The following is a 24031-nucleotide window of genomic DNA, read 5'->3' on the forward strand; positions in this document are numbered from 1 at the left end:
CGCGGGCGCGTTGTCGTCCTCATCGTGCGGCTGTGCCGTGGGACCGAAAGCGAAGTCCCTGGATCCCCGCGTGCTCGGGAATGACGAGGAAGAAGTTGCGCAGGGGTGGTCGGCATGAAGCGCTTTGCCGAGCTGTACAAGGCGCTGGACGAGAGCACCGCCACGCTGGACAAGCGCGCGGCGCTGATCGCCTATTTCCGCGATGCGCCGCCGCGCGATGCGGTGTGGGCGCTGTACCTGCTGGCCGGCGGCAAGATCACCGGCCCGCGGCAGAAGATCGCCGGAACCGGCGAGCTGCGTGCGTGGATCGCGCAGGAGTCGGCCACGCCGGACTGGCTGGTGGACGACAGCTACGACCATGTCGGCGACCTGGCCGAGACCCTGGCGCTGCTGCTGGACGACCCGGCCGCCCCGCCGCCGGACGTGGGCCTGGCCGAATGGATCGAGGAGCGTCTGCTGCCGGTGGCCAACCGGGACGAAGCCGTGCGCCGCGCGGTCATCGTCGAGGCCTGGCATGCCCTGCCCTATGCGCAGCGGCTGGTGTTCAACAAGCTGCTGACCGGCGCGCTGCGCGTGGGCGTCTCGCAGCGGCTGGTGCAGCAGGCGCTGGCGGAGATGAGCGGCATCGACATCGCACGCATCGCCCAGCGCATGCTCGGGACCTGGGCGCCGACGCCGCAGTTCCTGCAGGACCTGCTTTCCGACGAGGAACTGCCTGGCGATCGCCAGCAGCCGTATCCGTTCTTCCTGGCCTCGCCGCTGGAGGCCGAGGTCGGATCGCTGGGCGACATCGGTCACTGGCGCCTGGAATGGAAGTGGGACGGCATCCGCCTGCAGCTGATCCGCCGCCACGGCGAGGTGGCGCTGTGGTCGCGCGGCGAGGAGCGCCTGGACGGCCGCTTCCCGGAGATCGAAGCGGCCGCGGCCACGCTGCCGCGCGACTGCGTGATCGATGGCGAACTGCTGGCCTGGCGCGCCGGCGAGGACGCGCCGCTGCCCTTCACCGCCCTGCAGACCCGCATCCAGCGTCGCAAGCCCGGCGCCAAGACGCTGGCCGACACGCCCGCGCGCGTGCAGGCCTACGACCTGCTGGAGCTGGACGGCGAGGATCTGCGCGAGCAGCCGCTGGACCAGCGCCGCGCCCAGCTGGAACAGCTGCTCACCGCGCACGGCGATCCGCGCATCGTCCTGTCCCCGCAGGTCCAGGCCGCCGACTGGGAGGCCGCCGCGCAGCTGCGCGAGGATTCGCGCACGCGCGGCGTGGAGGGGCTGATGCTCAAGCGCGGCAGTTCCACCTACCAGGGCGGCCGCCGGCGCGGCGACTGGTGGAAGTGGAAGATCGATCCGCTCACCATCGATGCGGTGTTGCTCTACGCCCAGGCCGGTCACGGCCGGCGCAGCACGCTGTACACCGACTACACCTTCGGTCTGTGGGACGGCGACACGCTGGTGCCGGTGGCCAAGGCGTACTCGGGGCTGGACGATGCGGAGATCCTCAAGCTGGACAGCTGGATCCGCGCGCACACCACCGAGCGCTTCGGGCCCGTGCGCGCGGTCACGCCGCACCACGTGTTCGAACTGGGCTTCGAGGCGGTCAACCTGAGCAAGCGGCACAAGTCCGGCGTGGCCACGCGCTTCCCGCGCATCCTGCGCTGGCGCCACGACAAGCCGATGGCGCAGGCCGACCGGCTGGAAGACCTCAAGGCGCTGGCGCGGTGACGCCCCGCAAGACCGCGGCGACCGGCCGCACCGACAAGGCGCAGCCGAAGGCGACGCGTCCGACGCGCGCGCGCGCCTTCGACGCGCCCCTGCACGCCTGGCTGGGCACGCTCGGCTGGAAGCCGCTGCCGTTCCAGCGCGAGGTCTGGCAGCACTACCTGGCCGGCCGTTCCGGCCTGCTGCACACCCCGACCGGCAGCGGCAAGACCCTGGCCGCCTTCGGCGGCCCGCTGCTCGAAGCCCTGCAAGAAGCCGCCTTGAGCCCCTCTCCCCCCGGGAGAGGGGTTGGGGTGAGGGTGCGTCCGCAAATCAGGACCGAAACAGCGCAAGGCGCACGCCCTGATCCGGCTCCTCAGATGGCCTTGGCTCCGGAAGGCACCTCGTCGCACGGCGAGGTGGACGCCAAGCCCACCCCGCCCCCCAAAAAAAAGAACAACCGCGTCCGCCCCCTCCAGGTGCTGTGGATCACCCCGCTCAAGGCGCTCGCCGCCGACACCACCCGCGCCCTGAGCGAGGCCATCGCCGGCGTCGGCCTGGACTGGCAGGTCGGCCAGCGCACCGGCGACGCCAGCGCGCGCGACAAGCGCCTGGCGCGCGCCGGCAAGCTGGACGTGCTGGTGACCACGCCCGAGTCGCTGGCCCTGCTGCTGTCCTATCCCGACACCGCGCCCCAGATGCGCCAGATCCGCGCGGTCATCGTCGACGAGTGGCACGAGCTGCTGCCCAACAAGCGCGGCGTGCTGCTGCAGCTGGCGCTGGCCCGCCTGCGCGCCCTCTCGCCGCGCATGAGGACCTGGGGGCTGTCGGCGACGCTGGGGAATCTGGAGGAGGCTGCGGGGGCGTTGATGCCGGTGGAAGTGGGGCCAGAAGCCAGGGACCAGGGGCCAGAAAAAGCGCTCGCCGCGAGCATCACGGCCACTGGGCAGGCCAATGCGCCTGCTTCAGCCCCTGACCCACGGTCCCCGGCTCCTGACCCCGCCTTCGCCCTCGTCTCCGGCGTCCGCCCGCGCACCCTGGTCATCGAGACCCTGCGGCCCAAGGCGGGCGAGCGCTTCCCGTGGTCGGGCCACCTGGGTTTGGCGCAGCTGGCGCGCGTGCTGGACAAGCTGATGTCGGTGCGCACCAGCCTGGTGTTCACCAATACCCGCGCGCAGGCCGAGCTGTGGCACCAGGCGCTGGCCTCGGTCTGGCCCGAGGCGCTGGAGACCCTGGCCCTGCACCACGGCTCGCTCGGCCCCAAGCTGCGCGCGCAGGCCGAGGCCGGCCTGCGCGCCGGCACGCTGCGCTGTGTGGTGGCCACTTCCAGCCTGGACCTGGGCGTGGACTTCCCGGCGGTGGACCAGGTGCTGCAGGTCGGCAGCCCCAAGGGCATCGCGCGCCTGCTGCAGCGCGCCGGCCGCGCACGCCATCGTCCGGGCGAGGCCGGCCATGTGGTGTGCGTGCCGACCCACGCGCTGGAACTGGTCGAATACGCCGCCGCGCGCCAGGCCATCGCCCGCAATGCGATCGAGCCGCGCCACGCCCCGCGCCTGTCGCTGGACGTGCTGGCCCAGCACTGCGTCACCCTGGCGCTGGGGGGCGGCTTCGAGGCGGACGCGCTGCTGGCCGAGGTGCGCAACACGCAGGCCTTCGCCGCGCTGGACGAGGTCACCTGGCGCGCGGTGCTGGACTTCATCGAACGCGGCGGCAGCGCGCTGGACCGCTACCCGGATTTCCACAAGGTGGTGCGCGACGAGGACGGCGTCTACCGCGTGCACGACCGCAAGGTCGCCCTGCGCCACCGGCTGTCCATCGGCACCATCACCAGTGACGGCGCGGTGCAGGTGAAGTTCCTGCGCGGCGGCGGACTGGGCTCGATCGAGGAACAGTTCGTCGGCCGCCTGCGGCGCGGCGACCGCTTCCAGTTCGCCGGCCGCACGCTGGAACTGGTGCGCCTGGAAGACATGACCGCCTACGTGCGCGTGGCCAAGAGCGGCGACGGCACCGTGCCCAAGTGGATGGGCGGACGCATGCCTCTGTCCTCCGAGCTGGGGCACGAGGTCGAGGCCGTCTTCGGCGGCGACCACGCCGCGCCGGAGCTGCGCGCGATCGCCCCGCTGCTGTCCCTGCAGGCGCGCCTGTCCGCCCTGCCCGCGCCGGGCAGCCTGCTGTGCGAGCGGGTCAAGGCGCGCGATGGCCTGCACGTGTTCCTGTACCCCTTCGCCGGACGCCAGGTGCACGAGGGCCTGGCCGCGCTGCTGGCGCTGCGCTGGGGCCGGCTGCACGCCAACACCTTCGCCTTCGCCGCCAACGACTACGGGCTGGTGCTCTCGCCCGCCAATGCGGTCGAGCTGGAAGAGGACACCCTGCGCGCCCTGCTCTCGCCCGAGCGGCTGCTGGAGGACCTCACCGCCAGCCTCAACCTGGGCGAGCTGGCGCGCCGCCAGTTCCGTGAGATCGCGCGCGTGGCCGGCCTGCTGCCGCCGTCCCTGCCCGGCAAGACGCCGCGCAGCATGCGCCAGCTGCAGGCCTCCAGCGGGCTGCTGTTCGACGTGCTGACCCGCCACGACCCCGACCACCTGCTGCTGCACCAGGCCCAGCGCGAGCTGTTCAGCGGCGTGCTGGAACTGGACCGCCTCACCGACACCCTGCACGATTGCGCCCGACGCCAGCTGCGGCTGTGCGCCCCGGCCAGCCTGACGCCGCTGTCCTTCCCGCTGTGGGCCGAGAGCCTGCGCGGGCAGCTCAGCACCGAGGACTGGAGTACGCGCGTGCAGCGCGCCGCGCAGCAGCTAGAACGCAAGCATGGCCGTTGAGCTGGACCTGATGCTGGCCGGTGAACCGATGCGCGCCTTGGGCGACCGAGCGCTGTACTGGCCCGCGCGCCGGCGCCTGCTGATCGCCGACCTGCACCTGGGCAAGGGCGACATCTTCCGTCGCGCCGGCATCGCCCTGCCCAGCGGCGGCACCCACCACGACCTGGCCCGGCTGGCGGCGCTGGTCGAACACACCGGCGCGCACGAGCTGTGGGTGCTGGGCGACGTGCTGCACGGCCCGGCGCCGCAGGCCAGCTGGCGCGGACATGTGGACCGGTGGCGGCGCCAGCACCATCACCTGCGCGTGATCGCGCTGGCCGGCAACCACGACCGCGACCTGGACGCCGCCGCCGACCTGGGCTTCGAAGTGTTTCCGGACAGCGTCGAGGACGGGCCGTTCGTACTGCGCCACCACCCCCAGCCCGATCCGCAGCGGCACGTGCTGTGCGGCCATCTGCATCCGGTGTTCAAGGCGCCGGGCACCACGGTGCGCTGGCCGGCCTTCCTGCTGCGCCAGGAAATGACGGTGCTGCCGGCGTTCTCGCAGTTCACCGCCGGCGTGGTACCCGACCTGGCCCCGGGCGAGCGGCTGATCGCCTGCGTCGAGGGCCAGGCGATCGCGCTGCCGCCGGCCTGAGCGGCGGCGGGCTTTTAGACGTTGTCCTGCGGCTCCAGGCGCGGGGTGATCGCGTCCTGGCGCGGCAGGCGGCGGCCGGCGCGGCGGTCGGCCTTCCAGCACAGCCAGCCGGCCAAGAAGAAGGCACTGGCGGCAAGCGCCAGCTTGACCGGGTGATGCGCCACCAGCGGCGAGACCACGCCGGCGACCAGCGCGCTGACCATCAGCTGCACGAAGGCCTGCAGCGAGGACGCCAGCCCGCGCTGATGCGGGTACAGGTCCAGCACGGCCAGCGCCAGGATCGGGAACACCAGGCCCATGCCGGTGCCGGCCACGAAGATCGGCAGCACCGCCCACGGCACCTGCAGGCGCGGCGCCAGCAGCGCGTAGACGATGCTGGCAATGCCGGACACGCCGCAGCAGACGAAGCCCAGCCGCGCCTGGGTGGCCGGCTTCATCCTGCCGGCCATGCGCCCGGACAGCCACGCGCCCAGGGTCATGCCGCCGATGGTGGGCAGGAACAGCCAGGCGAACTCCTGCTCGGTCTTGCCCAGCAGTTCGAGCACGAACACCGGCGCCGAGGCGATGTAGAGGAAGACCCCGCCGAAGGCCAGCGCGCCGGACGCGGCCAGCCGCTGGAAGCGCCGGTCCAGCCCGATCGAGGCATAGCGCCGCGCCAGCCCGCGCGGCGACAGCGGCGTGCGCGCGTCCGCGGGCAGGGTCTCGGGCAGCCAGGCCGCGGTGGCCAGCAACAGCAGCAGGCCGAAGACCATCAGGAACCAGAAGATCATCGGCCAGCCCAGGCCAGTGCCCAGGATCCAGCCGCCCATGATCGGCGCGATGGCCGGGGCGATGCCGAAGATCATCGACACCTGGCTCATCAGCTTCTGCGCCAGCGGGCCGGCGTAAAGGTCGCGGATCACCGCGCGGCCGACGATCATGCCGGCGCCGGCCGAGAAGCCCTGCAGCGCGCGGAACAGCAGCAGCGTGCCCAGATCGCGCGACAGCGCGCAGCCGGCCGAGGCGGCCACGAACACGCACAGCCCGGCCAGGATCACCCGCCTCCGCCCGAACGCGTCGGACAGCGCGCCATGGGCCAGGCTCATCACGCCATAGGCCAGCAGATAGACGCTGACGGTCTGCTGCACCGCGGTCTGGTCCACGCCCAGGCGCTGGGCCAGCTGCGGAAAGGCCGGGAAGATGGTGTCGATGGAGAACGGGCCGAACATCGCCAGCCCCGCCAGCAGCAGGGCGAGACGGCGGGTCGAGGTGGCGGGCAACGGCATGCGGAGGTCCGGGAAAGCGTGGGCCTGCCGCGCGGACGGCACGGCGGGCGCGCCGCGCGCAAGGCGCGGCGTGACGGGGAAGGAAGGCGGGTTGGTGCTCATGATAGGCGCTGCGCGCAGCGTCTTGCCGCACGGCACTGAACAGGGCTCGCCCGGCTCGCGCTGCCGCAGGCGATACGCGCCCGTCCACGGCCCGTATAATCGCCAGGGCAACACAGGTGGGAGAAGCGGCGCGGGGCCATGCCAGGCCCGCACCGCTGCCGAAGGCGCAACGCCCGTAATCGCTCAGGCCCGATACCACCGCAGGCAGCACACACTCTGGAGAGACCGGCCGCCCGCAAGGGTCGGCGCCGGCGCCGAAGGGGCACAAGGCGCAGTCCAGCGCGCCTCCAAACTCTCAGGCAGAAGGACAGAGGGGCGCGAGAGGATGCTTCCATCCGCTCGTCGTTCCCGCGCAAGCGGGAACCCGGCAACGTTGCCCGCGGCCAGGCCGCAGGCCGGCGCCGGATCTCCGCTTCGCGCGGGGGGACGCGGCCAGGAGGGGAGGTCCGTTCCATCCCGCGTGCCCTCTTCTTCGGATGCCTGCCATGTCCCAGCCCTCCCCGTCCTTGCGCGACCTCGAACACCACGCCGCGTTCGTCGAACGCCATATCGGCCCCAACGACACCGAGATCGCGCAGATGCTCGAGGCGGTCGGCCACCCCAGCCTGGATGCGATGACCGACGCCATCGTCCCGGGCAAGATCAAGTCGCCCGCCGCCCTGGCCCTGCCCGAGGCGATCACCGAAGAGGAGGCGCTGGCCAAGATCTGCGCCATCGCGCGGAAGAACCAGGTGTTTAGGAGCTTCATCGGCCAGGGCTACTACGGCACCCACACGCCCAAGGTGATCCTGCGCAACATCCTGGAGAACCCCGCCTGGTACACGGCCTACACGCCCTACCAGGCCGAGATCTCGCAGGGCCGCATGGAAGCGCTGATCAACTTCCAGACCCTGTGCGCCGACCTGACCGGCATGGAGATCGCCAACGCCTCGCTGCTGGACGAGGCCACGGCCGCGGCCGAGGCGATGACCCTGGCCAAGCGTTCGGCCAAGTCCAAGTCCAATGTCTTCTTCGTCCACGACGCGGTGCATCCGCAGACCCTGGAGCTGCTGCGCACGCGCGCCGAGCCGCTGGGCATCGTGCTGGAGCTGGGCACCCCGGCCCAGGCGATGGAGGCCGATGCCTTCGGTGTGCTGCTGCAGTATCCGGACACCTTTGGCCAGCTCTCGTTCGACACGCTCGCCGGCTACCAGGCGCTGACCGACGCGGTGCATGCGCGCCAGGGCCTGGTGGCCGTGGCCACCGACCTGCTGGCGCTGACCCTGATCGCCGCGCCCGGCGAATGGGGCGCGGACATCGTGGTCGGCAACTCGCAGCGCTTCGGCGTGCCGTTCGGCTTCGGCGGCCCGCATGCGGCGTTCATGGCCTGTCGCGACGCCTTCAAGCGCTCGATGCCCGGCCGCCTGATCGGCGTGTCGATCGATGCGCAGGGCAACCCGGCCTACCGCCTGACCCTGCAGACCCGCGAGCAGCACATCCGCCGCGAGAAGGCCACCTCCAACATCTGCACCGCCCAGGTGCTGCTGGCGGTGATGGCCTCGATGTACGCGGTCTACCACGGCCCCGAGGGCCTGACTCGGATCGCCCGCCGCACCCATCGCCTGGCGGCGATCCTGGCCGCCGCGCTGCGCGGGGCGGGCGTGCAGGTCGGCGAGCACTTCTTCGACACCTTGCACATCAAGGCCGTCGATGCCGACGCGCTGCACGCCCGTGCGCTGGAGGCCGGCATCAACCTGCGCGTGATCGACAGCGAGGCGCTGGGCATCAGCCTGGACGAGACCACCACCCGCGCCGACATCGTCGCCCTGGGCAAGCTGTTCGGCGTGGAGGTCGACGTGGACACGCTGGACGCGGCCAGCGCCGATGCGCTGCCGCAGGGCCTGGTGCGCACCAGCGCGTTCCTGCAGCACCCGGTGTTCAACACCCACCACAGCGAGCACGAGCTGCTGCGCTACATGCGCGCCCTGGCCGACAAGGACCTGGCGATGGATCGCACCATGATCCCGCTGGGCAGCTGCACCATGAAGCTCAACGCCACCGCCGAGATGATCCCGGTGACCTGGCCCGAGTTCTCCGCCATCCATCCGCTGGCCCCGGCCGCGCAGTGGGCCGGCTACCGCCAGCTGATCGACGAGCTGGAGGCCATGCTGGTCGAGTGCACCGGCTACGACGCGGTCAGCCTGCAGCCCAACTCCGGCGCGCAGGGCGAGTACGCCGGCCTGCTGGCGATCCGCGCCTACCACCGCTCACGCGGCGAGGGCCATCGCGACATCTGCCTGATCCCCGAGTCGGCGCATGGCACCAATCCGGCCTCGGCGCAGATGTGCGGCATGAAGGTCGTGGTCACCAAGTGCGATGCCAACGGCAACGTCGATGTCGAGGACATCCGCGTGCAGGCCGAGAAGTATTCCGACCGCCTCGCCGCGCTGATGATCACCTACCCGTCCACTCATGGCGTGTTCGAGGAGGACATCGTGGCCATCTGCGAGGCCGTGCACGCGCACGGCGGCCAGGTCTATACCGACGGCGCCAACATGAACGCCCTGGTCGGCGTGGCCAAGCCGGGCAAGTGGGGCTCGGACGTGAGCCACCTCAACCTGCACAAGACCTTCTGCATCCCGCACGGCGGCGGCGGCCCGGGCGTGGGACCGTGCGCGGTCAAGTCGCACCTGGCCCCGTTCCTGCCGCGCACGCTGGGCGGACAGGGCGAGGTGGGCATGGTCTCGGCGGCCAGCTTCGGCTCGGCCTCGATCCTGCCGATCAGCTGGATGTACATCACCATGATGGGCAGCGCCGGGCTGCGCAAGGCGACCCAGGTGGCGCTGCTCAACGCCAACTACATCGCCAAGCGCCTGGCACCGCACTACAAGACGCTCTACACCGGCCGCAACGGGCTGGTCGCGCACGAGTGCATCCTGGACGTGCGCCCGCTGGAGAAGACCACCGGCATCAGCGCCGAGGACATCGCCAAGCGCCTGATCGACTTTGGCTTCCACGCCCCGACCCTGAGCTTCCCGGTCGCCGGCACGCTGATGGTCGAGCCGACCGAGAGCGAGTCCCAGCACGAGCTTGACCGCTTCATCGACGCCATGATCCAGATCCGCGAGGAGATCCGCGCGGTCGAGGACGGCCGCCTGGAACGCGAGGACAACCCGCTCAAGCACGCCCCGCACACCGCCGTGCAGGTCTCCGGCAGCGAGTGGACCCACGCCTACCCGCGCGAGCTGGCGGCCTTCCCGCTGCCCTCGTTGCGCCAGGCCAAGTACTGGCCGCCGGTGGCGCGCGTGGACAACGTCTACGGCGACAAGCACATCATGTGCGCCTGCATCCCGATCGATGCCTACAAGGAAGACGTCGAGGCCTGATCCCAGGCCCGGGTCGAGACTACGAAAGCCCCGCCTCGGCGGGGCTTTTCGTTGCGGGCGGTGTCACAGGGCGATGACGCGCCAGGTCACATTCCGCCGGGCGCCGGCAGGCCCGAGGGGGCGTGCGACCGCCCGATCCAGCCCACACGGGACGCGCCGGATCGGCATGGACCTTGCTTGATCGGCTGGTCGCGGTGCCCTCCCCCGAGCCGAATTCGTCAGTCGCATGTCCGGTATCTACAACCCTCTCCTGGTGGTCGCGTCCTTCGTCGTGGCCGCCTTCGCCTCGTATGTGGCGCTGAACCTCACCGGGCGCATCGCCGCCAGCAGCGGCCGGGCCGCGCGCGGCTGGCTGGTCTGCGGCGCCTGCGCGATGGGCTTCGGCATCTGGTCGATGCACTTCATCGGCATGACCGCCTTCAGCCTGCCCATCCCGCAGGGCTACGACCTGCTGATCACGCTGTATTCGCTGCTGATCGCGGTGGGCGCCTCGGCCTATGCGCTGTGGATGGTCACCCGCGAGACCCTGCCGGCGGGCCAGCTGTTCGGCGGCGGGACGATCATGGGCGTGGGTATCGCCGCCATGCACTACGTGGGCATGGCCGCCATGCGCATGCAGCCGGGGATCGACTACGACCCGCTGTGGTTCGCCCTGTCGGTGCTGATCGCCATCGCGGCGGCCACCGCGGCGCTGTGGATCTTCTTCCGGCTGCGCAGCGAGCGCCTCAGCCACCTGCTGCCGTGGCGCCTGGCGGCCGCCAGCGTCATGGGCCTGGCCATCGCCGGCATGCACTACACCGGCATGGCGGCGGCGCGCTTCCCGGCCGGAAGCGTGTGCGGCGCCGCCCTGCACAACGGCCTGACCCCGCCGGTGCTGGCGGCGCTGATCGGCATGGCGACCTTCGCCATCCTGGGCATCGCGCTGATGACCTCGGTGCTGGACCGGCGCCTGCAGGACCGCACCGCGCTGCTGGCCGCCTCGCTGGCCAAGGCCAATAGCGAACTGAGCCATCTGGCCCTGCACGATGGCCTGACCAGCCTGCCCAACCGCGTCCTGCTGGAGGAGCGGCTGGGCGAGGCCATCGCGACGGCCAAACGGGAGGGCGGACGCTTCGCCCTGCTGTTCGTCGACCTGGACGGCTTCAAGGGCATCAACGACGCCTACGGCCACCAGATCGGCGACCGGCTGCTACTGCAGTTCTCCTCGCAGCTGGTCAGGCGCCTCTCGCCGCACGCCACCATCGCCCGGCTCGGCGGGGATGAATTCGTGGTGCTCAGCACGATCGAGGCGCCGCAGGACGCGATGCGCATCGCCGAGCTGCTGATGGAGCTGGCCAGCGTGCCGCTGGAGCTGGACCGCGGCGAGATCGCCGTGTCGGCCAGCATCGGCGCGGCGCTGTATCCCGAACACGGCACCGTGGCCCACGACCTGCTGGCCAACGCCGATGCGGCGATGTATGCGGTCAAGGAGCGCGGCCGCAACGGCTACCAGCTGTTCGAGCCGGGCATGAACCACGGCGCGCACGCGCGCATCGCGCTGATCCAGGACCTGCGCCGCGGCCTGCAGCGCAACGAGCTGCGCCTGCACTACCAGCCCAAGCTGCGCGCACCGGACGGGCCGGTGATCGGGGTGGAGGCGCTGGTGCGCTGGCAGCATCCGCAGCGCGGGCTGATCATGCCGGGCGACTTCATCGCGCTGGCCGAGCGGTCCGGTCTGATCATCGAGCTGGGCCGCTGGGTGCTGGACGAAGCCTGCCGCCAGCTCGCCCAGTGGCGCGCCCAGGGCCTGGAGGTGCAGAGCGTGGCGGTGAACCTCTCGCCCAACCAGTTCCATTCCGACCAGCTCTACCAGGACGTGGCGCAGGCCCTGCGCCGCCACGGCCTGCCGGCCAGCGCGCTGGTGCTGGAGATCACCGAATCGATGGCCATGCACGATGCGGAGGCCAGCTTGGCGATCCTGCAGCGGCTGGTGGAGATGGGCGTGAGCATCTCCATCGACGATTTCGGCACCGGATACTCGAGCCTGCTGTATCTGAAGAAGCTGCCGGCCAGCGAACTGAAGATCGACCGCGGCTTCGTGCAGGATCTCGAGCGCGGTGGCGACGATGCCGCCATCGTGTCGGCCATCATCGCGCTGGGCCATTCGCTGGGGCTGCAGGTCATCGCCGAGGGCGTGGAAACCCCGGCCCAGCAGGCCCTGCTCACCGAGCTGGGTTGCACCTTGCTGCAGGGCTATCTGCTGGGCCGTCCGATGCCGGCCGAGGAGGCGTGCGGCTTCTTCAAGAAACGCCAGGACGTGGGATCGCCTGACAGCCGGACGCCGGGGCCGATCCCGACCTGAGCGGGTGCCCGCTCAGGCGCGCTCGGTCACCGCCGCCAGCGCCTCGCGCAGCTTGGCCGCGGTCACCGGCTTGACCAGATGGTGGTCGAAGCCGGCCTGCCGGGTCAGCTCGCGATCCTCCGTGGTGCCCCAGCCGGTCAGCGCCACGATGCGCAGCGCTGCGCCGTCGGTCCGCGCGCGCAGTCGGCGGCAGACTTCGTGGCCGTCCATGCCGGGCATGCCGATGTCGGTGATGATCACGTCCGGCCTGGCCTGTTCGGCCGCGGCCAGGCCGTCGGCGCCGTTGTAGCGCGTGGTGACCTGATGGCCGAGCAGCTCGAGCACCATCGAGATCGAATCGGCCGCGTCGCGGTTGTCGTCGATCAGCAACAGCTGCAGCGCACCGTCGCGGGCCGGCTTGTCCTCGACGCCGTGCACCACGGCCGGTGCCGGCGCGTCCAGCGGCAGGCGCACGGTGAAGGTGCTGCCCTGCCCCAGGCCGGCGCTGTGCGCCTCGATGACGCCGTCGTGGCGGCCAACGAGCTCGCGCGCCAGCGCGATGCCCACGCCCAGCCCGCCGAAGGACGCATGCCGGTTGCTGTCGACCTGGGCGAAGAGTTCGAAGATGTGCTGCAGCTTGTCGGGCTCGATGCCGATGCCGGTGTCGCGCACCTCGACCATCGCCCGGCCGTCCTGTTCGCGCACGCGCAGCCGCACCTGGCTGCCGGGATGGCTGAACTTGGCCGCGTTGCTGAGCAGATTGCCCAGCACCTGCGCCATGCGCGTGGAATCGGCGCGCACCCACACCGGCGCCTGCGGGAGCTCCAGCTCCAGGCGCACGTCGCGTTCCAGATAATGGGCACGAAAGGCCTCGGCCACATGCGCGGCCAGCTGGCCCAGGTCGCAGCGTTCCTTGCGCAGCACCACCTTGCCCAGCGCGATGCGGTTGATGTCCAGCAGGTCGTCCAGCAGCTGGCTCATCTGCACGATCTGGCGCTCCATCATCGGCGCGGCCGGATGCATGGCCACGCCGTGGCTGCCCAGCTTCATCGCCTGCAGGCCGCTGGTGATGGTCGCCAGCGGATTGCGCAGTTCGTGCGCCAGCATGGCGATGAACTCGGTCTTGCGCCGGCCGTCCTCGCGCAGTGCATCTTCCATCTGCTTGCGGGCGGAGATGTCGTTGAACAGCACCGCCACCTGATGCAGTGCCGGCTCGCCGAAGCGGAAGGCATAGACGTCGTAGTAGAAGCCCAGCTGCGCGGCGCTGTGCTCGAAGCGCTCGGGCACGCCGCTGCGGGCGATGCGTCCATAGGTCTGGAACCAGTGCTCCTCATGCGCCGGCGCGATCTCGCGCATGCGCCGACCCGGCGCGTCCTGGATACCGGTCTGCCGCGCGAAGGCGGCGTTGACCTCGAGAAACAGGTAATCCTGCGGACGTCCCTGCGCATCGAACAGCATCTGGATCACGCAGAAGCCCGCATCGATCGAGTCGAACAGCAGCCGGTACTTCTCGGCTGCCTCGCGCGCGCGCCGGCGCAGCGAGTTGCGCCCGGTCACATCGTCCAAGACGCCGATCAGCTGGCTCGGGCGTCCCTGCGCGTCGCGGGCGACCACGCGCGCACGGTCGCGCAACCAGCGCTGCCCGCCGCCGGGCAGGCGCACGCGGTACTCGATGTCCAACGGCGCATCGCCGGCGAGGAAGGCGTCGTACTCGCGGCGCGCGCCTTCGGTGTCGGCCTCGAACAGTGCCTGCCACCAGTCCTGTTCCGGCGAGGACAGCCCGAGCAGCAGGCGTGCGTCGTCCTCGTCCGGCGCGCGACGTGCCGACGCCGGCAGCACCGGCGTGTGATAGAGCACGCCCTCGGTGCGCTGTGCGTCGGGAACGGCGCGTTCGAACGCCTCCGGCATCGGCGCCCCGTCGGGCACCGGTGTGGTGTACGGCATCGCATGACCCCTGTGGTGACTCCAGCAGGCTAGCGGCTGGGGATTCGATGGTCTGTGAACAGCGTGGCGATCCTCGCGGCCGCGGGCGCCGCCGGGCGCACCCGGCCACTGCTTTGGCGCACGTTCTGCTCAGAGGCGCTAACTGTTGCGCGTTGTGCGGGAACGACTGTTGGAACGCTCGGGCGACATGCGAAGGTCGCTGGGTTCCCGCGTTCGCGGGAACGACGGTTGGGGCCCGTGCGCGGGCCGTCAGCTGGATTTCTTGCGCGCCGTCTTCTTCGTGGCCTTCTTTGCAGACTTCTTCACGGCCTTCTTTGCTGTCTTTTTTGCGGCCTTCTTCGCGGCTTTCTTGACGGCCTGCTTCGTCGTCTTCTTCGTCGCTTTCCTGGCAGCCTTCTTGGTCGCTTTCTTCGCGGTCTTCTTCGCGGCCGACTTCGTCGCCTTCTTTGCCGCCTTCTTGGCCACCTTCTTCGTGGCGCGCTTGCGTCCGGTGGCCAGGTCCTGGCCGGCCTTGTGCTTGACCTCGCCGGAGGCTTTCTTGCCGGGCTTGGCCTGGACGCCGTCGCGGCGCGCTCTGGACAGGCCGATCGCGATGGCCTGCTGCCTGCTCTTGGCGCGGCCCTCGCCGGCCTCCAGTTCCTCGATCTCCTCGCGCACGTACTCGCCGGCCTGGGTGCTGGGGGACTTGCCGGCGCGCTTGTCGTCCTGCGCGGCCTTGTGTGCGGACTTGTTGCTGGGCATGGAACACTCCCGATGCATCTGGAGTCCCACCTATAGAGCCGCCCCTGTCAAGGTCGCGTGCGTATCGCCGTGATGCGTGCCACCGCAGGACCAAGGTCGAGCAGGAATGCCCGGCGCTCCGTGCTAGGGTCCGTGCCCATCATCGCAATGGGGTCCATGAGCAATGCGAAACCTGTCCACCCAGCGCTCGGCGCTGATGCGGCATGTCGGCGTCCTGGGGCTGGCCGGTCTGCTGGCGGCACTGCCGCTGTCGGGCACCGCCGCGCAACGGCTGACGCCAGCCGAGCAGGCGGCGTTCGATGCGGTCGATCCCTTCATCGGCAGCGGCGGCGAGGGCCACACCTTTCCCGGCGCCACCCTGCCCTTCGGCATGGTGCAGCTTTCGCCCGATACCCAGATCAAGTCGCGCAAGGACGGCTATGGCTGGGCGGCGGGCTACCGCCACAGCGACAGCACCATCGTGGGCTTCTCGCATACGCACTTCTCCGGCTCCGGACATTCGGACCTGGGCGACTTCCTGCTGATGCCCTCCACCGGCGAGGTCAAGCTGGAGCGCGGCGACATCGACAAGCCCGGCAGCGGCTTCACCTCGCGCTTCCGCCACCAGACCGAGACCGCCCAGCCCGGCTATTACGCCGTGACCCTGGACGATGCCGGCGTGCGCGCCGAGCTGACCACCACCGCGCGCGTGGGCGTGCACCGCTACACCTTCCCCAAGGGCAAGCCCGGGCACGTGATCCTGGACATGCGCACCAGCATGTACGACTACCCAGGCAAGGTGCTGTGGTCGCGCGTGCGGCTGCGCGCGGACGGCACGGTGACGGGTTTCCGCGAGACGCGCGGCTGGGCGCCCGGCCGCCAGCTGTATTTCGCCATGCGGTTTTCCAAGCCCCTGACCGGCCACACGCTCAACGACACCGAGCAGGACGTGATCTACAAGGGCTTCGCCCCGCCGGCCGACAAGGCTCCGGGCCAGCGCGCGCAGATCGAGGGCCGCCAGCTGGTCGCCAGCTTCGATGTGGGCAATGCGGGCGGCCCGCTGCTGGTCAAGCTGGCGATCTCGCCGGTCAGCGAAGAGAACGCCATCGCCAATCTCGATGCCGAAGTGCCCGGCTGGGACTTCGACGGCGTGCGCGACGTGGCCAGGCAGACCTGGGCCACGGCGCTGGCCGCGGTGCAGGCGCAGGGCACGCCGGTCCAGCGCACGCAGTTCTACACCGCGCTGTATCACACCTTCCTCGGGCCGACGCTGTTCATGGACGTCGATGGCCGCTATCGCGGCCCGGACAACGCCGTGCACCAGGCCAAGGGCTGGACCAACTATTCGACCTTCTCGCTGTGGGATACCTATCGCGCGCTGCATCCGCTGCTGACGATCGTCCAGCCTGCCGCGCACACCAACGACATCGTCAACTCGCTGCTGGCCGCGCGGCGCGAGAGCCCGTACGGGATCCTGCCGATCTGGGCGTTCAACGGCCTGGAGACCTGGTGCATGATCGGCTACCACGCCGTCCCGGTGATCGCCGATGCCTACATGAAGGGCATCCGCGGCTACGACACGCGCCAGGCGCTGGAGGCGATGGTCGCCAGCGCCAACTACGGCCCCTACGACGGCATCGCCCAGTACCGCGAGCTGGGCTATGTGCCGATCGACGAGGAAGGCGAAGCGGCCTCCAAGACGCTGGAATACGCCTTCGACGACTGGACCATCGCCCAGGTCGCGCGCGACATGGGCGACACCGGCATCACCGCCGAGTTCGACAAGCGCGCCGGCAACTGGAAGCACGCCTTCGACCCGGCCACCGGCTTCATGCGCGCGCGCAAGCGCGACGGATCCTTCCGCGAGCCGTTCGATCCCACCGCCAGCGGCTACGGCACCGACTACACCGAAGGCAACGCCTGGCAGTACTCGTGGTACGTGCCGCAGGACGTGGCCGGGCTGGTCAAGGCGCATGGCGGCGCCGACGCGCTGCTGGGCAAGCTGGACGCGGCCTTCGATGCCAAGGTGGACCCGAAGGTGTTCGAGCACATGGAGGACATCACCGGCCTGATCGGCTGGTACGCGCACGGCAACGAGCCCGGCCACCACGTGGCCTATCTCTACGCCTACGCCGGCCAGCCCTGGCGCACGCAGCAGCGGCTGAAGCAGATCATGGACACCCAGTACAAGGCCACGCCCGACGGGCTGGCCGGCAACGACGATCTGGGCCAGATGTCGGCCTGGTACGTGTTCACCGCGCTGGGCTTCTACCCGGTCACGCCGGGCAGCAACCAGTACATCATCGGCCGGCCGTTCCTGCCGCGCGCCACGCTCAACCTGGAAGGCGGCAAGCGCTTCACCGTGATCGCCGACGGACTGGATGCCGCACATCCTTACGTCGGCAGCGTGCTGTTGAACGGCAAGCCGCTGGACCGCGCCTACCTCACCCACGCGCAGATCATGGCCGGCGGCGAACTACGCTTCACCATGCAGGCCCAGCCGAACACGACCTGGGCCACCGACCTGGGCAAGCTGCCCTACTCGATGTCTTCGCAGTAAGAACTCCAGGTCAGAGCAAGACGAAGGGCGGGTCGCAGGACCCGCCCTTCTTTCGTTGTGCGCGGTCTCAAGCGCCTTGCGGATGGCCCGGTGCGAGCGGTTCGTCGACGGCGGGGTCGCCCTCTTCCTGGCCGTCATGCCGCGACGGGGCGGGCAACGGCGGCGGATCGTCCACGCGCGGATCCATGTCGGACGGCGGGATGGGGTCGTTGGGCAGGGTCGGCATGCGGCGCTCCTAAAGGGCTGTCCGCAACAGACTGCATGCAGGGGCGTGGACGTCACGCCATCGCGTGACGGAGGAGGCGCGAGGCCTAGAGCCGCGCGGCCAGTGCCTGATTGAAGTTGGCCGGCAGCGGCGCGGTCATCGACTGGGCCTGGGCCATGGACGGAGCGAGCGTGCCGCCCAGCTCCAGCGCGCCAGAGCGCGATCCGGCCGGTGCCACCCAGTCGCTGGCCGCGATCGGGGTGGCCATGGCCGGCGCGGACGCGGGACGGTGCAGCAGGTCCTGCATCTGACCGCGCAGGCCCGGCATGGCGGCCAGCACCAGGACCAGGGCCATCGCCGCGCCACCGCAGCTGATGGCAGCGCGCAACGCCAGGCCCGGACGACCGGGCGTGCGGGCGAGCGTGGCGACAGGCGTGTCCTCGACAGGGGCATCGAGCAGCGCGGCGCGCGCGGCGTCTTCGCACAGCGTGATCTGACCCAGACGCAGCGCGGCCTGGTAGGCCGCCACGGTGAAGCCGGCAGCGGCGATCAGCTCGCCCCGCGTCGCACCCTGGGTGAAACCGTCGGTGGCCAGCTGCTGCACGGCGGCCTGCGCCTGCGCGCCATGGACCGAGCCGTAGGCATGGACCAGCACGGTCTGCCCGCCGCGGCTGAGCAGCAGGGCGGCGTCGGGCTGCTGCGGGCCATCGGCGGGCAGCGGCGCGGCACGCACGGCAAAGCCTTCCTGGCGATACGCCAAGGCCAGGCGATCGCCAACGGAAGCTGACGCACCCCCGGCGCGCCGGAGGCGATGGTGCTGCTTCAAGCCGTGCATGTAACGCCCCTGTTCCTGGCGAGCCTTTGCGGATCGCGTGCGCCTGTTTAGATCGGCCAAGACGGTGCTGCAAGCGCTTTCTGAAACGGATATCCCGAATTACCAACGTGATCGAGTTGACAAGTGCATGTACGTCACGCTTGCCGAAGAAACAGCGGCATTCCCGGGCTGCCAGCCGGGGGACTCAGGCGTTGCACACCGCACGCAATGCGCTTGACGCAGTTCTCAGTCCGGCCGCGCGCGGAACACCACGCTCATGCGCGGCGCCACCGCCGCATCGGTCTTGGGAATGCCGTGCTCGTGAGTGAGCTGGCTGGCATGGCTCATCACCAGCAGGCTGCCCGGGGCCAGGTCGAGGGCGAAGGTGCGGCGGCGGCCGTGCAGGGCGCGGATGTGCATGCGCCGGGTGCCGCCCAGCGAGACCAGCGCGATCGGCTGACCGGGGACCAGCGTGTGCAGCTTGTCGTGGTGCATGGCCACGCTGTCGCGGCCGTCGCGATAGAAGTTCATGCCCACCCCGGTGTACGGCGCCGGCACGCGCGCTTGCACCAGGGCCAGCATGTCGGCCAGCGGCAGCTGCGGTGGCAGATCGTCCAGCCGGTAGCCGGCGCGCAGACGGGGCACATCGACGATGCGGTCGTACATCGGGCGGCGCTCGTGTTTCCAGTGGGCGCCCTCGCGCAGGGCGTCGAACCAGCGCGCGGCGGTGGCCGGATCGACCACGTCGGGCCAGTAGCGCATGCCGCCCTCGGCGTCGTCAAACACCGTCAGCGGCGCGGGCGCGAACAGGTCGCCGACGTACGGATGGGCCGAGCGCGCGTTCAATGGAAATCCCGCGAGGGCAGCGCCAGCTCGCCGAGCATCTCGCTCAGGTCGCGCAGGTCGCCGGCGATGAGGTGTTCGACCCCGTCCACGCGCTCCCAGCGCCCGCGCACGGCCAGCAGCCGCGACTCCAGCAGCGCGCGCCGCCGGCGCATCGCCAGGTGCGGCCAGACGATCACGTTGATCATGCCCTGCTCGTCCTCGAGCGTGACGAAGATGGTGCCCTTGGCCGTGGCCGGGCGCTGGCGCTGGGTGACCAGCCCGGCCACGTGCACGCCGCTGCCGCTGGGCCGGTCCTGCAGCTCACGCAGGCCGAGGATGCGCTGGGCGCGCATGCGCCCGCGCAGCAGCGCCATCGGATGCGCCTCCAGGCTCAGGCCGACGCTGCGGTAGTCGGCGGTGATGTCCTGACCGATGCGCGGCGCCGGCAGCGCGACGGCCTGTTCGCGCGGGCTGCCGGGCAGCAGCGGGCGACGACGCTCGACCCCGGCCACCGCCCAGCGCGCGGCATTGCGGTGACCGACCAGCGAGCGCAGCGCGCCGGCTTCGGCCAGCGCGGTGCGGGCCTTCTCGTCCAGGCCGGCGCGCAGGCACAGGTCTTCGAGATCGGCGAAGGCGCGCTGCGCGCGCGCGGCCATGATCGCCTTGCCGGTGGCCTCGGACAGGCCGGCCACCTGGCGGAAGCCCAGGCGGATGTCCGGCTGCTCGCCCGGATCGTCCGCGCTGCGCCACGGCCTTCCGCCGACCAGGGTGTTGTCCCAGTCGCTGTGCAGCACGTCCACCGGCAGCACGGTGACAGCCTGGCGCGCGGCCTTGCCGCGGCGCGCGTCCTGCACGATCTGGCTGGGCGAATAGAACCCCATCGGCTGCGCGTTCAACAGGCCACAGGCGAAGGCCGCCGGCTCGTGCCGTTTGAGCCAGCAGCTGACGTAGACCAGCTTGGCGAAGGAGGCCGCGTGGCTCTGCGGGAAGCCATACGAGCCGAAGCCCTTGATTTGGTCGAAGATCTGGTCGATGAACGCCGGCGCGTAGCCCTTGTCCTCCATCAGCTGGCGGATGCGCACGCGGTGCGGCTCCATGTCGCCGCCGCGTCGCCAGGCGGCCATCGAGCGGCGCAGGCCGTCGGCCTCGTCCGGCTGATAGCCGGCATGGATCACCAGCTCCATCACCTGCTCCTGGAACAGCGGCACGCCCAGCGTCGGCCCGAGGATCTCCTCGACGCCCTCGGACGGATAGGTGGGCTGCTCCAGCCCCTGACGCCGGCGCAGATAGGGATGGACCATGTCGCCCTGGATCGGCCCGGGGCGCACGATCGCCACCTCGATCACCAGGTCGTAGAACTTGGCGGGCTTGAGCCGCGGCAGCATGGCCATCTGCGCGCGCGATTCGATCTGGAACACGCCGACCGTGTCGGCCAGCTGGATCATGTCGTAGGTGGGCTTGTCGTTGGACGGGACACTGGCGATGTCGTGATCGCGCCCGCGGTGTATGCGGATCAGGTCCAGCGTCTTGCGGATGCAGGTCAGCATGCCCAGCGCCAGGCAGTCGACCTTGAGCATGCCCATGGTCTCCAGGTCGTCCTTCTCCCACTGGATGATGGTGCGGTCGGCCATGGCCGCGTTCTCCACCGGCACCACGGTGGACAGGGTCTGCTCGGCGATGACGAAGCCGCCGACGTGCTGGGACAGGTGGCGCGGCTTGCCTTCGAGCATGCAGGTGAGGGCCAGAATCCTCACGATCAGCGGATTGGCGGTGTCGAAGCCGACCTCCTCCAGCCGCTGCTGCATCGGCGTGTCGCCATTGCCCCAGCCGAAGCAGTTGGCCAGCAGCGCGATCTGGTCCGGCGGCAGGCCGAAGGCCTTGGCCACCTCGCGCACCGCGCTCTTGCCGCGGTAGCTGATGACCGTGGCCGCCAGCGCCGCACGCGCGCGACCGTACTTGCGGTAGACGTACTGGATGACCTCCTCGCGCCGCTCGTGTTCGAAATCGACGTCGATATCGGGCGGCTCGTTGCGCGCCTTGGACAGGAAGCGGGAGATCAGCAGGCGATTCTCGTCCGGGTCCACCGCGGTGATGCCCAGTGCGTAGCACACGGCGGAGTTGGCCGAAGAGCCGCGCCCCTGGCACAGGATTCCCTGCGACTTGGCGAAGCGCACCACATCATGCACGGTCAGGAAGAAGGCTTCGTACTTCAGCTCCTCGATCAGCGCCAGCTCCTGCTCGATATCGCCCCGCACCTTGTCCGAGAGCGTCAGGCCGCGCTCGGCCCAGCGCGTGCGGATTCCGGCCTCGGTCAACTCGCGCAAATAGCTGGTCGCGGTATGCCCGGCCGGCACCAGCTCGGCCGGGTAGTCGTACTTCACATCGCGCTTGAGGTCGAAGCCGCTGCAGCGCCGGGCGAGGTCCACCGTCGCCTCGAGCAGTGCCGCCGGATAGATGTTGCCCAGCGCCCGGCGCGAGCGCAGGTGGCGCTCGCCGTTGCGGAACAGCAGCGCGCCGGCCTCGGCCAGCGGCACGGTGTGACGGATCGCGGTGATCGTGTCCTGCAGCACGCGCTCGCGGCGGGTGGCCATGTGCACATCGCCGCTGGCCAAGGGCGTCATGCCCAACTGCCGGGAAAGCGCCAGCAGCGCGGCCAGCCGCGCGTCGTCGTCGCCGTCACGCAGCAGTTCCACCGCCAGATAGGCGCGCTCGCCGAACACCTGCTGCAGCCAGCGCCCGTCCTGCGCCTGCGGCTGCGCGCCGGGCAGCCACAGGGCGAACAGTTCGGGCGCCGCTGCGTGGAACTGCGCCTCCACATCGGCACGCGTCAGGGTGTAACGGCCCTTGCTGGCCGCGCGCCGCGCGGTGGTGATCAGCGCGCACAGCTGGGTGTAGCCGGCGCGCGTCTCCACCAGCAGCACGAACCGGGTGCCATCGACCAGCGCGAACTCGCTGCCGACGATCAGGCCGACGCCGGTGGCCCGTGCGCCTTCCCAACCGCGCACGATGCCGGCCAGCGAGCATTCGTCGGTGATCGCCAGCGCGCTGTAGCCGCAGGCCTTGGCGCGTTCGAACAGTGCCGTGGCATCCGAGGCCCCGCGCAGGAACGAGAAATCCGACAGGCAGTGCAGCTCGGCATAGGCCGGCAGGCCGTCTGCGGCGACGCCCTGCGGCGCATCGTCGTTGGCCGCCGTGCGCAGGCGCTGGGCCGTGCGCCAGGCGCGCGGCATGCGCCCGCCCGGCGTATCCCGATCCACCCCATCGACCGCGTCATCCCAACTCATCGCCCTCTCTCCCGCAGCTTTCCACTCACGCCCCGCCTCATCCGAACCACCCATGCAGCATCCACGGCGCGTCGCGCACGCCGGCCGGCTGGAACGCCCAGGCACGCTGGCCGCGCGCGGTTTCCACCACGTAGTAGTCGCGGCGCGCATCGCCCTGGTCCCACCAGCCGCTTTCCAGGCGTTCGGGGCCGGAGATGATCCGCGCCGGGCCATGCAGGGCCACCGGCTGCGGCAGCAGCCAGGCCGGGCGCGGCGGACGCGCCGGGGCGGTCTCCACGCCGCGCGTCGGCGCATCGCCCAGGGCGCGGCGCCAGGCCTTTTCCGGGCGCGGATCGCCGGCCGGTTCGACCCGGTAGACGGCCGCATCGCCAAGCCGCGCGCGCAGGCGCTCGCGCAGCTGCGGCCAGTCCAGCGCCTGCTGCGGGCGGGTGTCGAACAGGTCGCGCACCGCCGGCACGAACGGCGGCAGCTGCCGCGCCAGCAGGCGCAGGCCCACCACCGGCCGATCGATGGCCACGCGCTCCAGGCGGTTGCGCGCCAGTTCGAACAGCAGCGCCTGGTTACGCTCGGGCGCCAGCAGGCCGACGTCCACATCGCTGTGGCCCTGCTCGTGCTCCAGCCGCAGCACGAAACGCTGCACGCCGCCGTCGCGGATCGACAGATAGGTGCACAGATCGCCGACCAGACGGCGCAGCGGGAACAGCAGCGCCATGTGGTTCTCCACCTCGTAGCCCATCTCCACGCGCGCGTCGAAGTGGTCCGGCGGTGCGTACCAGTCCAGCGGGTCGTCGGCCTGCCCGTACAGGCGATCCAGGTGTTCGAGCAGGGCCAGACCGAAGCGCCGCCGCAGCCCGTCGCGCGGCAGTGCGCGCAGCGCGGCCAGCGTGTGCAGACCCATGCGGTGCAGGCGCTCGCCGCTGTCCTCGGGCAGGTGCGCGGCGCGCACCGGCACCGCGTCGAGCACCTGCTGCAGGCGCTCGGGGCGGGCAATGGCCAGGCCGTCCTCGCGCCCGGCCAGCACCTGCGCCGCGCGCGGCGTGGGCGCCAGCGCCAGGCGATGGCGGAAGCCGAGCGTATCCAGCTCCTCGCGCAGGCGGCGGGCGAAGCGCGGCCACGGCCCGAACAGGCGGAAGCTGGCGCGCGCCTCCAGCACGATCGCATGCGGCCACTGCTGGCTGACCAGCGAGCTGTGCCGATAGGCCCAACTGGCCAGGAAGCGCTGGCTGCGCGCCTGGTCCTGCGCATCGAAATCCACCGTGCGCACCTGTGCCAGCAGCGCGTGCGCGGCCGACAGGCGCATGCCCGGCGTCAGCCCGGCCTGGGCGGCGGCGGCGTTGACCGAATGCAGCCGGCGCAGCTGCGCCGGGCCTTCGACCAGCACCAGCGGCGCGGCGCGCTCGTCCTCGGGCAGGCGCCGGAGCACCGTGTCCATGGCCAGGTGCGGCAACAGGATGCAGGCCCACAGCATCAGCGCAC

The 24031-nt window shown here is 70.8% G+C and carries 14 protein-coding genes and 1 riboswitch; of the genes, 6 read left to right on the forward strand and 8 right to left on the reverse strand.

Annotated elements, in window-relative coordinates; translation table 11 throughout:
- Positions 1 to 114 precede the first annotated feature (114 nt).
- From WFQ05_RS09675 to pdeM, 3 genes are all read left to right on the forward strand, one after another.
- Complete coding sequence (locus WFQ05_RS09675; protein ID WP_337053635.1) at positions 115 to 1719, forward strand: ATP-dependent DNA ligase; 1605 nt, start codon at positions 115 to 117, stop codon at positions 1717 to 1719.
- An 89-nt stretch (positions 1720 to 1808) separates the two neighbouring features.
- Positions 1809 to 4514 carry a DEAD/DEAH box helicase gene (locus WFQ05_RS09680; protein ID WP_337053779.1) on the forward strand — a complete coding sequence of 902 codons (2706 nt, stop codon included), beginning with the start codon at positions 1809 to 1811 and terminating at the stop codon, positions 4512 to 4514.
- A complete protein-coding gene (gene pdeM / locus WFQ05_RS09685; protein ID WP_130517791.1) occupies positions 4504 to 5151 on the forward strand; it encodes a ligase-associated DNA damage response endonuclease PdeM in 648 nt (215 codons plus the stop codon). The genes WFQ05_RS09680 and pdeM overlap by 11 nt, the downstream gene beginning before the upstream one ends.
- 14 nt (positions 5152 to 5165) lie before the next feature.
- On the opposite strand, the gene WFQ05_RS09690 is transcribed toward pdeM, so the two are convergent.
- Entirely contained in the window at positions 5166 to 6416 is a 1251-nt protein-coding gene (locus WFQ05_RS09690; protein WP_337053636.1) for a multidrug effflux MFS transporter, read from the reverse strand.
- 308 nt (positions 6417 to 6724) lie between these two features.
- Positions 6725 to 6839: riboswitch (glycine riboswitch) on the forward strand.
- 155 nt (positions 6840 to 6994) lie between these two features.
- On the opposite strand from WFQ05_RS09690, the gene gcvP reads away from it, so the two are divergent.
- A complete protein-coding gene (gcvP, locus tag WFQ05_RS09695) occupies positions 6995 to 9883 on the forward strand; it encodes an aminomethyl-transferring glycine dehydrogenase (protein WP_337053637.1) in 2889 nt (962 codons plus the stop codon).
- Between the two features lie 226 nt (positions 9884 to 10109).
- Positions 10110 to 12224 (forward strand): EAL domain-containing protein, encoded by a 2115-nt coding sequence (locus WFQ05_RS09700; RefSeq protein WP_337053638.1) that lies wholly within the window; start codon positions 10110 to 10112, stop codon positions 12222 to 12224.
- Positions 12225 to 12236: 12 nt separating this feature from the next.
- Here WFQ05_RS09700 and WFQ05_RS09705 read toward each other — a convergent pair whose 3' ends face one another.
- Together WFQ05_RS09705 and WFQ05_RS09710 are read right to left on the reverse strand one after the other, a co-directional pair.
- Positions 12237 to 14147 (reverse strand): ATP-binding protein, encoded by a 1911-nt coding sequence (locus WFQ05_RS09705; RefSeq protein WP_337053639.1) that lies wholly within the window; start codon positions 14145 to 14147, stop codon positions 12237 to 12239.
- A gap of 249 nt (positions 14148 to 14396) precedes the next feature.
- Complete coding sequence (locus WFQ05_RS09710) at positions 14397 to 14888, reverse strand: DNA-binding protein (RefSeq protein ID WP_337053640.1); 492 nt, start codon at positions 14886 to 14888, stop codon at positions 14397 to 14399.
- A gap of 196 nt (positions 14889 to 15084) precedes the next feature.
- On the opposite strand from WFQ05_RS09710, the gene WFQ05_RS09715 reads away from it, so the two are divergent.
- Positions 15085 to 17427, forward strand: coding sequence for a GH92 family glycosyl hydrolase (locus WFQ05_RS09715; RefSeq protein ID WP_337053781.1), 2343 nt, complete (start codon positions 15085 to 15087; stop codon positions 17425 to 17427).
- A 67-nt stretch (positions 17428 to 17494) separates the two neighbouring features.
- Here the strand turns inward: WFQ05_RS09715 and WFQ05_RS09720 are convergent, their stop codons facing one another.
- From WFQ05_RS09720 to WFQ05_RS09740, 5 genes are all read right to left on the reverse strand, one after another.
- On the reverse strand, positions 17495 to 17653 hold the full coding sequence (locus tag WFQ05_RS09720) for a hypothetical protein (RefSeq protein WP_337053641.1): 159 nt from the start codon (positions 17651 to 17653) through the stop codon (positions 17495 to 17497).
- Positions 17654 to 17738: 85 nt separating this feature from the next.
- Positions 17739 to 18365: a hypothetical protein gene (locus WFQ05_RS09725; RefSeq protein WP_337053642.1), complete on the reverse strand. Its 627-nt coding sequence runs from the start codon at positions 18363 to 18365 to the stop codon at positions 17739 to 17741.
- Between the two features lie 327 nt (positions 18366 to 18692).
- Entirely contained in the window at positions 18693 to 19208 is a 516-nt protein-coding gene (locus WFQ05_RS09730; RefSeq protein WP_130533459.1) for an alpha-ketoglutarate-dependent dioxygenase AlkB, read from the reverse strand.
- Between the two features lie 80 nt (positions 19209 to 19288).
- A complete protein-coding gene (locus WFQ05_RS09735) occupies positions 19289 to 22555 on the reverse strand; it encodes an error-prone DNA polymerase (RefSeq protein ID WP_337053643.1) in 3267 nt (1088 codons plus the stop codon).
- Positions 22556 to 22592: 37 nt separating this feature from the next.
- Positions 22593 to 24023: a DNA polymerase Y family protein gene (locus tag WFQ05_RS09740; protein WP_337053644.1), complete on the reverse strand. Its 1431-nt coding sequence runs from the start codon at positions 24021 to 24023 to the stop codon at positions 22593 to 22595.
- Between the last annotated feature and the right edge of the window lie 8 nt (positions 24024 to 24031).

The organism is Pseudoxanthomonas sp. USHLN014 (assembly GCF_037153335.1).
GTDB classification, from domain to species: domain Bacteria; phylum Pseudomonadota; class Gammaproteobacteria; order Xanthomonadales; family Xanthomonadaceae; genus Pseudoxanthomonas_A; species Pseudoxanthomonas_A winnipegensis.